The sequence below is a fragment of the Chitinophaga sp. 30R24 genome (assembly GCF_049056765.1).
GTDB lineage: Bacteria > Bacteroidota > Bacteroidia > Chitinophagales > Chitinophagaceae > Chitinophaga.
In genome coordinates this window covers 55,717-69,841 of the sequence record NZ_JBJGXX010000014.1, presented here as the reverse complement: position 1 = coordinate 69,841, position 14,125 = coordinate 55,717, and the positions used below count along the sequence as shown (strand labels likewise).

Sequence of the window (14,125 nt, the reverse complement as noted above, 5' to 3'; positions counted from 1 at the left end):
AGCATGATACCCGTAGTTTTCCAAGGAATTGGAAACAGGATCTGACACGAGAACAGAAGGAAATTCAGGCCCTTAAGAAAGCCCTGCAGGAATCAGCAATGGAAAATCGGATACTAAAAAAGATGGTGAGCATCTTCTCCAGGGAAGACAACAAATATTCAGGTTCGTAAAGGACCATCAGGCAGAATTTGATGTTGAGAAGATGTGCAAGGTGCTCAAAGTAAGCCGTAGTGGTTATTATGCCTGGGTTAGAAGAAAGCCATCAAAACGTTCTATGGACAAACAAGTCCTTTGTAAAGAAGTGGAAGATATCTACCACAAAAGCAAAAGCCGATATGGCAGCCCTAAAATAGTTGCAGTGCTTAGCTCTATGGGATTGCATGCATCCAGATCAAAGAAAATAAGCCGATGCGAAGCCGTATAAATCATAGGATTTACGCGGCTTTTCTGCTTTTGGGGTATTTGACGGGAAGATCTAAAATAGCACCTGGCCGTTCCACTTTTTTGTTCTCCGGAAATCCTGGCAGAATTATCTTAATCTGGCAGCATAATTTTTTTTGATATACCTACTAATAAAACAATTTAGCCCTCTTCCACTTAGCGCTAGTGATTTCATTTGCTCTACATAACCACGACCTGGTTGACTGTTATTATAAAGATACCTGGCCCCTGTACTGAATTCAACTATTATAGAACTATCGTCAATAAGAAATGCATAGACGCTGGAATCGCCACCTAAATTTTGATAAATTTCCATATTCTTGGCTATTGATTAATCAATGCGCAAATAACGGCAGAACAAAATTTTATCTTGTGTACCCAGCTTTTATGGAATTGGGATTAACCAATTGATAACAATTATTCAGGGATGATAATTTTTGTATAAATAGTTCGATTTCTGTATCATAGGGATTACTGGATAATCTTGGAACCTATACTTGGTGCAGTTGTGTTTAGGTGTATTTAGGGTCTACCAAATGAAATTTGATATTAAAAAACAGGTAGTCGATAAGTAGTTTACATTCTTCAAATGCTGTGAATGGTGGAATGGTTCCTTAATAGATCCTTGAATTTCATGTCTTCCTCCACAATTTTTTTCTTCCTATGAAATAAAATGTATTAATTTCGTGCTCCCTATAACCTAATGTTCACATGAATACGCATTTTACCAGGCTATCATTATTAGCCCGGATTTGTATTATTGCTGTAATCTGTAGTTTTTTGTTGCCCTTTCAATCAAATGCACAATTACAGATGTTTAACCCGGCTCCCCAAAGCGAAAGTAAGCTTAAAAGCCTGGAGCAGCAGTTTGAAGCCAATTATAAGGCCACGCTGGATCAATTGCCCTCTAAAGATAAAAAGGAATATGTTTCCTTATATAACCGGCGTTGGGAGAATATAAAATCCAGGTTCGACAAAAAAGAAATTTATACCACTGCTTTTGCCCAGCAATACCTGGATGAATTGGTACATGTGATTTTGAAAGCCAATCCTTTGCTGCAACAAAAGAACCTGCATTGTTACTTCTCCAGATCGGGTGTACCTAACGCCAGTTACGTAGGGGAGGGGATCATTCTTTTTAATATGGGATTGTTTAAGAGGTTGGAGAATGAGAGCCAGGTTGCCTTTGTGCTTTGCCATGAACTGGCCCACTACTACCTGCAACATAGTGAAAATAGCATTGCCCGGTATGTTACTACGATGAATGGAAAGGACATGCAACAGGAGTTGCGGAAAATTAAAGCATTGGAGTATCAAAAGCGGGAACAACTAGAAAACTTAGTAAAGGGAATTACCTTTAATAGCCGCAGACATAGCAGGGATCATGAGTCGGAAGCAGATTCTATGGGGCTGGTGTTTATGCAAAACACTCGTTTCAGCCTGGATGGCGCCATTACGGCGCTTACCTTGCTCGACAACATTGATGTAGACACCACGAATACAGCTGTGCAACTGGAGCAGCTTTTCGATGCTAAAGATTACCCATTCCGTAAAAGGTGGATCACCAAAAGAGAAGGACTTTTGGGAGGACATGCGAAATTAGAGAATAACGAGGAACTGGAAGATTCACTTAAAACGCATCCGGATTGTAAACTGCGTATTAAATTGCTCGAACCTTATGTAAAAGCCAACGAAAATAATAACAGGGTATTATATCTGATAGACAAAGTGAAATTCGATTCCCTGCAACATGATTTCAAGTACGAAGTGATTGTGTATGCTTACGAGAACGATAACTATTCAAGAAGTTTGTACTACACCATTACAATGCTCCAGGAATCGCCTCGCGATCCTTATTTGGTAACACAGATAGGAAAGATATTAAACAGCTGTTATGATGCCCAGAAATTGCATATACTAGGAAAGCTTACGGAACTGCCTTCTCCCGATTATCCGGCTAATTATAATGTATTACTGCAGATGATCCAAAACCTTTACCTGGAAGATTTTCCGGCGATTAGTTTTCATTATCTCGCATCATTCTGTCCGCAATTTAATGCCTACAACGCTTTTATAAAGGAATATAATAAAGCTAAACAATTAATTCAATAATCAAAATTGTCCCCCTAATTCAAAAACCTTTGAAGATGTCCAGAAAAATGTTTACAGCCTCGCTGTTCTTTTGCATGTGTGTGGTCTTTGCACAAGCCCAAAACAAATTATCTATAGATAATGTGTATTCAACGTATCTCCGTAATAGTGGTACCATTATGGAGAACGGCCAGATCAAAGGTTATTTCTTCTTTTATCAGAGTGATAAGGTAGATAGAAAAACCAATGAATATACTTTGCAGATATTGGATGAGAATCTGAATAAAGTGAAGGATATTAAATTACAGGATGGAAAAAATGTAAACTTGCTGGAAGCTGCCTATAATGGTGGTAGCTTGTCTTTCCTCTTTCAGGACGAAAAAGAAAGAAAGCTCACTATGAAAGTGTACTCAATTGAAGGCAAACTGTTACACACCTACGAAAATGAGTATACCCGTAAAACGGAACAACTGATGGAAACCTACTTGACACAACATACAGATGATGGTACTAACCAGAATGTATTTGATGTAGGCACCAAAGGATTCGTTTCTGTAATGCCCGTGAGAGATGGAAAAGAACGTACCTACGAAGTAAACTTTTATGGTTCTGAGAAAAAAGCCTTCTGGAAATATATTCCATCAGATGATGAGGAACGTTTTGCTTTTGCCGAGTACCTGGGTAACACTGATAGCTTAATCATTTTGCAGGTGTTTAAAAGAAAACGACTGATGAGCCAGAGAATTTCTTCACATATTGTGGGCATCAACTTCATTACTAAGAAGAAAATATTTGACCTCGATGGAGAGGAGGACGAATTTCTTTTAGTGCCGGCCAGCATCAGTATGCAGAAAAGCAGTGGTAACTTTATTATAGCGGGTACTTATTTCGATAAAGACGCTAATGTGGTGAAAGATGCAAGTAAGGGCATGGCCTTTTATGTAGTGAATTCTGAGGGTAAAGTACTTTCTAAAGCTTACAATAGCTGGGAGAAGGATTTTACCAAATATCTCAGAACCAGCAGTAAAGGTAAAATAGACAATGTAGGATACTTGTACATTCATAAAATGATCCAGGGAGCTAACGGCAATTTATATGTTGTGGGAGAAGGTTATAAAAGACAGGCCAGTGCTGGTGGTATTGCTTTGAAAGTATTGAGCACAGCTGCTGGCGCTGCAAATAGCGTAGGCGCAACCAAAATAGTGATCACGGATATGGTAGTCATGACATTTGATGAGGGATACCACGTTACAAACGCCAAAATCTATGATAAAACCAACAATACTGCCACGAACAGTGCGATCAGTGATTTTAACAGTCAACATCTGCTTGCTATGTACTTGAAAAGTATTGGTGCTTTTGATTATGACTTCACTACCGGGGATGAGGATAATGCTAATTTCTCCATCTGTTTCAGTGATTATGTAAAAGATGCGGATTATAAAGGCCAAACTTTTAATACAATCCGTTTTAACGGTACTAAATTTACACAGGATAAAATAAATCTGAAATCCAAAGCCAGTAAACTAAAAGTTTTCCCGGCTAAACCAGGTTCTGTGATGATCCTGGAATATTTCAAAAAAGATAAACGCCTGGATTGCCGCCTGGAAAAAATCAGTTAAGTTATTGATTGATGCAGGATGATGAGGAGGTATTCATACAAGTACCGCTTTCAATCCTGAAAAAAACCCTTGTAGAATCTGATTCTGCAAGGGTTTTTTCTGGCAGTAGGTATATTGAGTTAGCGCTATTAAACGCCCTTCAATATTTAATTTTTTGTTAACTTTTGAGGTGCCATATTCTCCACATTAGATCAAAATAGCATACAATGATTGCTTATTATCTGTTTTTAGCGCCTGTGGCGATGAGTCCATAAGCCGTATCCTTCTGCACAAAGCCCATTTTCGGCTATTATTTTTTGTATAAACCCAAATAATTAACACATTTGTGGCCTCAACAATATTTGAAATGATATGAATCTTGCTCAATTACAGGAAAGAAGTAGCAATGCATGTGAACTTTGCGCCGCAACAGGAGCACTGAATATTTATGAAGTGCCGCCCGTTGTAAATAATATTCCAGACAGGGAAATTTACATTTGCAACAAATGCCTTGCACAAATAGAGAAGAAAGAAGAACTTGACAGCACCCATTGGCAATGCCTAACCACTTCTATGTGGAGCGAAATCCCGGCAGTTCAGGTCGTTTCGTGGAGGATGCTCAACAGGTTGCGCAATGAAAGTTGGGCTGCGGATAATATCGAGATGATGTACTTTGACGATGCTACGATGGAATGGGCAAAAGCAACTGGCGACCATGAAAATGACATGAGTGTAGATTTACACAAAGATGCCAATGGTAATATATTGGAAAACGGCGATACGGTTGTGCTTACAAAATCACTGGATGTAAAAGGTTCAACAGTAAATGCGCGTTTAGGTACTGTAGTGAAAAATATACGTCTTGATACTAACGATACCAACTATGTCGAGGGGAAAATAGAAGGGCAAAGTATTATGATTAAGACGATATATGTGCGTAAGCAAGGTGCTTAGAGTAAACATATTAATTATAAAATAAATACCTTGCCAGTTGATATAGGGGAAGACCCATTCTGGACAGGATCACATTAACTGTATAAATCACTTAAATCAGCATGCAGCAAGAACCTGAGGTAAGTGATTTATACAGTTAATAAAATAGTATTGGTGCATTGTACAAATGCAGGTTTCTTATTGTAAAGCAAGTGGCCGTACATATTCCACTAATGTAAGAAACATTTTGCCGGGTTCTTCTAACGGAATCAGATGGGCCGAGTTTTCAAACCAAATTCCTTTTTTATAGGAGGCTTTTACTTTTTTAAGCCATAAATCAGTTGGTGCTGAAGGTGTGGTATAATCATACCGTCCCATGAACATGAGTACCGGAATTGGAAATTCCTTAATGTTTTTAAAGTCAACTTTAAGAAATTCAGGCAATATACGTGACAAAGTAAACAGGCTTCCCTGGTCTATGGCTGCTACCTCTTGCTTATTATATTCCGGAGACAATAGTGGGGCGTCGAAATAATATATCGGTTCATCTCTAAAAGCGCTTAACCCGCCATAATATTGTGGCCATTTCCGGGCAATAATAATCCGTTCTCTTGTAACAGGTTTATCTCCTGGGTAGGGAGCAATGGATTTTAACTCTTTCAGGGCGGCTTCATTATTTAGCCTGGTTGCTTCTTTTACACCATACTCATAGCTTAAGCGCTCATTATCCATTGTATTTATTACCTGGCCTATTCCTACGTAGGCATAAAACAAATCTGGCCGTTTTAATGCCGCTTTCATAGCAACAATTGTTCCCCAGCTGTGCCCGATCAAAATAACTTTCTTTTTTTGATATCTTTTTTTAATTAATTCAGTCAGCTCAATAGCATCATCCGCATAACGGTCTATATTGATGGTTTCGCTTAATGCGGCGGTATCATTGGCCAGATAAGTTTTCCCTGAAGCCCGTTGGTCATAATTAACAACTGTAAAATATTCTTCGATGGGGCGTTGAAACATCCACATTACAGGAGACATTGGAGATGCTGGGCCTCCATGTACAAACAGGATTACCGGATTATCCTTGTTTTGCCCGCGTGCGAAAACCCATTGTTTAACACCGCCTATGTTAGCTTCGTAATTTTCCTGAATACCTTTAGGGTTTAATATTTTACTAAGGTCACGGATAATTTTTTTACTATTGGAATAATTGTCTGTGGAGTCATTATTTTGCCCGTAGCTGAATGGTGCCAAAGAGAAAAATAAAATAAAGCAAAGTAATATTCCTTTCATTGAAAATAAGCTTTTGGGCAAGCTCGAAAGGTATGTCTGCAACATCGTGGTATTAGCGTAGAATGGCTTCATTATAGATTTTGGTATAGTAGATAAGGTTTCAGATAATAGAACTTATGGGCTAAGCATCCTTATAAAAGTAACACCAAGCGTAGTGAAAATTAAGCTAATATACAAATTCTGATAAAATCGGGAATGAAAAGATTTGTTCTTTGTCTTTCTTTGACAAGAGAAGTATAACCAGGCATTGTTTATCTATCTATTAATTCCTGGCAAATAGGTCGGTGGCGTTTTCCGGCTATAACAGCTGTGATGATGGCCTGGATATCCAGGTTAATCTGGTTTTCCGGAAGGATGGAGAGTGCAGTAGCAATAGTAGCGATAGCTTCCTGGTCTTTACCTGCTACTAAATAGTTCATCGCGAGATTGCCGAGGATCACCGGGTCGCCAGGCAATTCCTGCAATGCTTTTTCTGTATAAAGAATAGCTTGGGAAATATCATTTAAATATACCTGCTGTATGGAGATCTCCAGTAAGAGATAGGGATTGTTGGGTTGGATATTCAGGGCTTTTGCCAGCCAGGTGAGTGCAAGGGTATGTGCGCCGAGATATTGGTGGGCTTTCCCCAGGGAAAACATGCTTTCCCAATGCCTTGGATTTACTTGTAAACAGGTATCGAATACTTTTATCAGCCGGTTAATTTTTAACCGGTTCCAGTAGCCCTTCCTGGTGAGTTTATTACTGCCAGACACTAATTCCGTCAATTTCCTGGCGGCGTCATTAAATATCCGGTCAAACGTGGTGGTATATGTTAAATTGATATCCGGCATGTATGTAAACGGTACTGTTGTACAATAACACACAAGTTATCAATGCTTTCTGGAGCAATTCTGTAGTCATGTTATGTGAATATCCATAACATGGTAGGGGAGTGGTATGCCCCGCCGGGTAACGATAGCGGGGCTGAGAGGAGTATGATGATTTTTTGAATGATGCACTTGTTTTTATTGAAACAGGTGCACCACTAAATTCAATTCAAATGTTCCGTTGGTATAATTGCTCAGTCCTCCTGTTTGTGAGCTGTAGGTAAACTGAAAGCCAGCGATAGATCTGTAGTTGATGCCTGCGCCTGCGCTAAAGCTTTTGGAGGTATGATACAGGCCAAAAACGTTCAGCAGGTTCCGGAAAAATACAAAATTGGCGCCGGCATCTACGATATCGCTATATCCTTTTATTCCGCGGAGGGTAACTTTGGGCTCAATGGAGGTGAGTTGCTCCCCTGTTTCAAATTTGTAGCCAGCGGCTGCAAAGTACTGTGGCCGGTCTATGCCTAAGTCGCCGGAATTTCTGATGAAGCTTACCAGATTGGGTATAGCTCCCTGTACAGTGAGTCCTTTATACGTATAGGCCATACCGTAATCCGCTTCAAAATAGTTATCCCTTCTGTTAAATGCGTAAATAGAAGGATCGGTGATATCGCCATCTACTTCTTTGGTATCGAGCCGGCGGTTAATAAAGGCCGCGGATATACCGAAGTGGAGTACACTATTGCCGCTCTGGCTCAGGGGAAGGTGGTAAGCATAAGTGAAAGCCACCTTGGTATTATTGAGCAGTCCGGCTTTATCGTTGTAGATATTCATGCCTATGCCTACCCGTTCAAAGAGCTTATAATCTGCAGTGAGGGCTTTGGCTTCCGGAGAACCGGGTAAGTTGGTCCACTGGCGTTGCCAGGCGAGATACACGTGCAATCCCGTGTCTATCCCAGCCATTGCTGCATTGGCCATGTATTGATCCAAAAAGTATTGTGCTGCCAGCGGTTCATTCAGCATCGCGGGATTGCCAGCGCTCTGCGCACCTGCCTGGTGGCTGCTGAGAGCGAAAGCTCCCAGCAGTAGTATATATTTTACAAATGCTTTCATGATCGTTTGCTTATTTGTATTTGTCATGGATGATAGTAATGAATCCTTTGAATTGTGGTTTGTTCGCGCCCAGGTCTATGACGTAGTAGTAGGTGCCTTCTGCTAGCGGCTGACCATTTACCATACCATTCCAGGTATTGTTGTAACTACGCTGGTAGTATACTATACGGCCGGCGCGGTCAAATATTTTTACTTCATTCTGCGGATACATGTCTATGTTCTTTACTACCCATAGGTCGTTCTTACCGTCGCCATTAGGAGTAAGGATATTGGTAGCTTCCAGTTTATAGTCTTCTTTTACCGTAATAGTAACCGATTCGGTAACGCTGCAACCTGCATGGTTGGCGATGGTTACCTGGTAAGTAGTGGTAACAGAAGGACGGGCCAGCGGATCGGAAATGTTGGTGCTACTGAGCCCGGCTGCTGGTTCCCACATATAGGTGTCTCCACCGGAAGCAATCAGGCTTACGCTTTCCCCTTTACTGAGGGTAGTATTGCCCACCACCTGTAAACTGCCGGTTGGCAGCGGATTTACAGTTACCTCCACTGCATCAGACATGGTAGTGTAACTATTAGGGTAAATGGCATTCACGGTATAGCTGCCACTTTCAGTAACAACAAGTGATCTGCTGTTGGCGCCCGGTATCTGGACATTATTGCGGTACCATGCGTAGGCAGGTGCTTCGGTAGATTGTAAGGTAACGCTATTGCCTTCACAGAAAATAGTGTTGCCCTGGCTACTGATTACTGGAGGCGGATAGGCCGTAACAGTAATGGTTTGTACTACCGGTTGCGCCGCTGTATAGTTGTTGTCGCCAGCCTGCGAAGCGGTAATATGGGCAACCCCTGCTATACCTACATGGGCTGTGCTGCCAGTGATGCTGATCACCTGTGGATTATCGCTGGTAAACGTTACTGGTAATCCGGAGCTGGCTGTAGCCACCAGTGTGAAATCCGGATCGCCTTGGTTTTTATCACCCGGCGCATTGAAGGTGATCTGCTGGGATGCAGGTGTGATGGTCAATTGTCCGTCTGTGAATACCAGGTTGTAATCGTTGCTGGTAAGGCCTCCAGGCGTTATCGTATAGGTGCCTGTGTTGATAGCTCCCTGTGCGGTGCCGCTGTAAGTGAGCGTGCCACTCAGCTTGGTAGCGTCGTCACCATTCACAAAAGAGATATAGTCTACCCCGTTGCCACCAGTATAAGGGGTGCCGGTATAGCTGCGTGTATCATTCCTGGCTATAATGTTCAGGGTTGCTTTTCCTATGTTAAATGTTTGCGTTACCTGAACTGCCGGCTGGTGGTTATCATTACCTGCCTGGTCGGCGGCAATGGTTACGGCACCTGCACCGGTAATCGTAACAGTGTTGCCATTGATGGTAGCAGGTCCGCTTATTACGGTATAAGTGATTGGTAAACCGCTGCTGCTGGTAGCGCTCAGGGTAAACGGTGCATCGCCATATGTTTTATCAGTGATAGCCGGGAATGTAATGGTTTGTGAAGCCGCATTGATGGTTAATGTACCATTTACCAGGCTAAAGGTATAATTAACCGCCGTTAAAGAGCCAATGGCCACGGTAATCGGGTAGGAGCCGGCGATACTGCTGGCATCTGCGTTGGTATTAAGTACCGGCGCGCCTGTTACTACGCTGTTGCCTTCACCATTTACAAATCCGGAGATAGTATAGGTGAGCGGAGGATTGGCTTCACCATACGCTTTCTGTTTATCATCTGCCGTTACAGTGAGCGTAGCAGGGTTTACCTGGAAGGTACGGCTCACTGGCGTGGCCGCCAGGTAATTGTTGTCGCCAGGCTGTGTAGCCGTTACAGTGATACTGCCCACACCGGTAATGGTGAGCATATTGCCGCTGATAGTTGCCGGGCCGGAAGTAACTATAAAGGTAACCGGTAGTCCTGCATCACTGCTGGCGTTCAATGTTACCGGTGCATCTCCGTAGGTTTTATCCGTGATCGCATCGAAGGTAATGGTTTGACCGGCTTGTGTAGTATGAAGGGTACCATTTACAAAATCGAATGAGTAATTGGCGGCTTGCAGATTGCCGGTAGTAACGGTGATCGTATAATCACCTACACTACTATTGTCATCCGCCATAGTGCTGATGTTTGCGTTACCGCTTACCACACTGCTGTTCTCATCGTTTACAAATCCGGTAATGCTATAGTCGAGCGTTGGATTTGGCTGTTTATACGTTTTGGTTTTATCATTGGCTGTAACCAGGAGCACGGCTTTGCCAACGGTAAAGGACTGGGTTACCTGTGTTGCCGGTTGATAATTACTGTTACCTGCCTGGTCGGCGGCGATGGTTACACTGCCTGCACCGGTAATGGTAACGGTATTGCCAGTAATGGTAGCAGGTCCGCTTATCACAGTATAAGTGACCGGTAAACTGCTGCTGCTGGTAGCGCTCAGGGTAAACGTTGCATCGCCATATGTTTTATCGGTGATAACCGGGAATGTAATGGTTTGTGCGGCGAGGTTCACTGTTAAGGAACCCCCTGCGGTAGTGAAGAGGTAGTTTGCCGCACTTAAAGTGCCCACAGCAACCGTGATGGTATAAGTACCCGGTGTACTGCTGGCATCCGCGTTAGTATTGAGCACTGCTGCGCCTGATACGACACTGTTATCTTCATTGTTTACAAATCCGGTAATAGTATAGGTAAGCGGTGGATTAGCTTCACCGTATGCTTTCTGTTTATCATCCGCTGTTACGGTGAGCGTGGCTGGGTTTACCTGGAAGGTGCGGCTCACTGGAGTAGCGGCCAGGTAATCGTTATTGCCAGGCTGTGTAGCCGTTACAGTGATACTACCTATACCTGTGATCGTAAGTTGGTTACCGCTTACAGTAGCCGGTCCGGCAGTAACGGTGAAGGTGATAGGTAATCCCACATTGCTGCTGGCATTGAGTGTTACCGCATCACCATAGGTTTTATCTGTTACCGCATCAAAGGTAATAGTTTGGCCGGCTTGCGTAATATGCAGGGTGCCATTTACCGGGTTGAATGTATAGTTAGGGGCTTGCAGGCTGCCAGCGGTAATGGTAATGGTATAGTCGCCGGCATCGCTGTTTTCGTCTGCAGCGGTACTGATATCTGGCGCGCCGCTTACTATGCTGCTGGTCTCTTCATATACAAATCCACTGATCGTATAATCAAATGCCGGGTTTGCCTGCCCATATGTTTTGGTTTTATCGTTGGCCGTTACCGTGAGTACGGCAGGTGCGATAGTAAACGACTGGGTAACCTCCGGTGCTGCATTGTAGTTGCTGTTGCCCGCCTGATTAGCGGCAATGGTTACGGCACCTGCACCGGTAATGGTAACGGTGTTGCCGGTAATGCTGGCAGGCCCGCTAACTACAGTGTAAGTGACTGGTAACCCGCTGTTGCTAGTAGTGCTCAGGGCGAATGGCAGATCGCCATATGTTTTATCAGCAATAGCCGGGAAGGTAATGGTTTGGTCTGCCGGAGTAATGGTTAGGGTGCCTTCTTCGCCTGTTAACGTGTAATTAGCTGCACTGGCCCCGCTAAGAACAGGAGTAATATCGTAGGTACCTACAGGGCTGTTGATGTCGCTGCTGAAAGTAGCGGTGATAGTGCCAATGATCACACTAGAATCGTCGTTATAAGCAAAGCTGGTATACTTGAAAGTAGGTGCTGGATTAGGTGTGCCATACGGGCGGCTTAAATCGTTGGCCGTGATGGTCAGTATTTTTGGTATAACCGTTAATGTCTGTGATACAGGACCGGCCGGGAGGTAGCTACTGGTAGCCGATGCATTTGCGGTAATGGTGGTAGTGCCTACGCCGGTTGTTTTTATTTTACCATTTACAATCTGTGCCACCGCGGTATCGCCAGACGAGAAGGTGATCGTACCATCGCCTGTAGTAGTAGCCGTTGGGGTGATATCTTGATCTCCATAAGTTAATGTAGGCAGTGGAGAGAGTGTAAGGGCTTGCGCCTGTGCCTGGAACTCATATGCACCCAGATCAATGATTGTATTGTTGATGCGCGGTTGGCCAGCCAGATCAAGGGGGCCTGCCTGTGCAGCATAGCCGCTTTTGTTGGTTTCCGGATCGCCATGGTTAATAGCAAAGTTGCTCGAAGTGAGCCGCAGATTACCAGTGTTGATATCCACAAACTGTACTGCCGGTGTTGATTGCGGAGTAGCAGTGGTTATATAGTATTGGCTGCCAATAATGCTGTAATTATAGCTGGGGGCATTGTTGGTAATCGTAACATCATTACCTATATTTTGAGTGATGATGGTATTGTAGAAGATGCCTCCGCCGAGTGGTAATTGGATACCGCCTCCCAAGTTGTTAAGCGCACCATTTTTGCTAATAGTAACATTGGTGAGTTGAACCTGGGCAGTTGGACTATTGTAGATAGCACCGCCTTGCAAGGCATTATTGCCGTAGCAGATGCTGTTAATCAGTTGTATTTGTCCGCCATTTAACACGGCTCCTCCACCATAGTTAGCATAATTGCCATAAAATTGTGTATTCGATACCGTGATCTTACCGCTGGCGTTATACAGGCCTCCGCCGTAACCCTGGGTAACAGAAACGCTATCAGCCTTTCCACCGGTAATAATTACATTATCCAATAATATTTGAGCGCCGGTATTGCCAAGGGTAGTTACTACCTGGAGACTGTTATTGCCAACGATATCCTCGGCAGTAAGCACAATGCCGTTGGTAAGCTTATCGTTGTCGTTCAGGTCTCCGCTGAGTATTACTCTGTTGGCAGGAGCGTTACGTGCATCTAAAGAAGCCTCGTTGCCTGCAAAACCGCCATAAACAGCTACGTTGGAAGGAATGGCAAAGGAGGCTTTGCGGTCTGTGGTGGAGGCAGTGGGTTTATAAGTGCCTTGTGCTACCCATATTTGGGTAATCCCACTGGTGGGATCAGCTGCTGCCATAAGGGCATCGCGCAATTCCAGCAGGGGGCTGCTCCAGCTACTGCCGTCACCGGGAGTGGCGCTGTGTATATTTACGTATACAATACCTTGGTTACTCGGGTTTACAATAACTAAATTGCAGGGAGGAGTTTTTTTCAAGTCAAAGGCAATTGGGGGAGGAACAGCCAGTGTATAGTCTTTGATCCACTGGGTAGTATCCGTCAGCAGTTTACGCAGGTTGCTTACAGAGCCTGCCAGTATGCTGCAATTATATCTGCCATTAACAGCATAGATGCTAGGAAAGCTGAGTACTGCGCTGGTAGCAGGCATTGCCGACTGGGAAGAAGTAAAATCGCAACTACCGAGTGCAGCTTGCCAGGCTTTCCTGTTTACGTTAATGCCTGCTACAATGGTAGGAGAGGCCACAGTACCGGTAAAAGCAAACAGCTCATCGCCTCCCAGGCCTAAACTAAGATAAGTTTTGGGGGAGGTGGAAGCAGTGCTCGCAGTATTAGCTATAGTGGTCACCGTACCTACGGAAGCGCTGGGCGCATATTTACAGAAGATGGTTATTTGCTGGCCGGCAGGAATCGTGTTAGCGCCGGAAGACCATTGGATAATACCATCTGTTTGCGACCCATTGCCTGTACCGCAGGAAAGCGACTGGAAGCCGCTACCTGTCCAGCCAAGGTCTGTAAAGTAAATGTTGGTATTCGGAGGAATACTATGCAATATTACAAAGGAGAACGCATCGTTTTGCGTATTGCCGTTAACGTTATCATCAAAGATATTGATCCCGGTAAATAACAGATCGCCGGGAAGTACCTGTGACCGTGCTGCCGTTGATATGCACATAAGTAACAGCAGCGAAATGGCTGTTCTGAGTAGAGCTAACTTCATAGTAAAGAAGTCTTTAGTATAGTAAATGT

7 protein-coding genes are annotated in these 14,125 nt (G+C 43.6%); 3 read left to right on the top strand and 4 right to left on the bottom strand.

Going from position 1 to position 14,125, the window contains the following annotated elements:
- Nucleotides 1–1,152: 1,152 nt before the first annotated feature.
- The 3 genes from ACDQ55_RS19730 to ACDQ55_RS19720 all read left to right on the top strand — a co-directional run bounded on the left by ACDQ55_RS19730 (nucleotide 1,153) and on the right by ACDQ55_RS19720 (nucleotide 5,087).
- Nucleotides 1,153–2,553, top strand: a complete 1,401-nt coding sequence (locus tag ACDQ55_RS19730; RefSeq protein ID WP_420983291.1) for a M48 family metallopeptidase — start codon at nucleotides 1,153–1,155, stop codon at nucleotides 2,551–2,553.
- A gap of 35 nt (nucleotides 2,554–2,588) precedes the next feature.
- A complete protein-coding gene (locus tag ACDQ55_RS19725) occupies nucleotides 2,589–4,154 on the top strand; it encodes a DUF6770 family protein (RefSeq protein ID WP_420983290.1) in 1,566 nt (521 codons plus the stop codon).
- A gap of 351 nt (nucleotides 4,155–4,505) precedes the next feature.
- Nucleotides 4,506–5,087, top strand: coding sequence for a PhnA domain-containing protein (locus ACDQ55_RS19720; RefSeq protein WP_420983289.1), 582 nt, complete (start codon nucleotides 4,506–4,508; stop codon nucleotides 5,085–5,087).
- Between the two features lie 177 nt (nucleotides 5,088–5,264).
- Here the strand turns inward: ACDQ55_RS19720 and ACDQ55_RS19715 are convergent, their stop codons facing one another.
- The 4 genes from ACDQ55_RS19715 to ACDQ55_RS19700 form a co-directional block, all read right to left on the bottom strand.
- On the bottom strand, nucleotides 5,265–6,404 hold the full coding sequence (locus ACDQ55_RS19715; protein WP_420983287.1) for an alpha/beta hydrolase: 1,140 nt from the start codon (nucleotides 6,402–6,404) through the stop codon (nucleotides 5,265–5,267).
- 206 nt (nucleotides 6,405–6,610) lie between these two features.
- On the bottom strand, nucleotides 6,611–7,189 hold the full coding sequence (locus tag ACDQ55_RS19710; protein ID WP_420983285.1) for a tetratricopeptide repeat protein: 579 nt from the start codon (nucleotides 7,187–7,189) through the stop codon (nucleotides 6,611–6,613).
- A gap of 174 nt (nucleotides 7,190–7,363) precedes the next feature.
- On the bottom strand, nucleotides 7,364–8,278 hold the full coding sequence (locus ACDQ55_RS19705; RefSeq protein ID WP_420983284.1) for a PorP/SprF family type IX secretion system membrane protein: 915 nt from the start codon (nucleotides 8,276–8,278) through the stop codon (nucleotides 7,364–7,366).
- A 10-nt stretch (nucleotides 8,279–8,288) separates the two neighbouring features.
- On the bottom strand, nucleotides 8,289–14,096 hold the full coding sequence (locus tag ACDQ55_RS19700) for an MBG domain-containing protein (RefSeq protein WP_420983283.1): 5,808 nt from the start codon (nucleotides 14,094–14,096) through the stop codon (nucleotides 8,289–8,291).
- Between the last annotated feature and the right edge of the window lie 29 nt (nucleotides 14,097–14,125).